Raw genomic sequence first — 237 nt, 5'->3', positions numbered from 1 at the left:
ATACGTATGCCCGTTCCGCGCCAAGCACTTGGGTAAGCTTCAGAAGGCAAACCGCGAACAATCGCTTCTGGCCATGGTCGAGGCCGTGAGCGCCGTGTGCTATACGACGGCTCCGGCATTTGCTGGCCGCCCGATGGCATTCGAGCTGACTCTCCCTGATTTCTTCTTTGTGCTGTACTGGCTACGCCTGAACTCGTTCACGAAGTCCAACTACGTGCACCACGCAGAGTGTAAGGA

General features: G+C 57.0%; 1 protein-coding gene. It reads left to right on the top strand.

Going from position 1 to position 237, the window contains the following annotated elements:
* Positions 1-237 (top strand): hypothetical protein (locus tag ACZ2V4_RS11925; protein ID WP_490514982.1); only part of this gene is annotated, 237 nt, incomplete at both ends.

This window comes from Macrococcus sp. CoH-51_TC_04 (assembly GCF_058188655.1).
The sequence above is the reverse complement of the archived record's forward strand: the minus strand, read 5'-3'. Positions and strand labels throughout refer to the sequence as shown.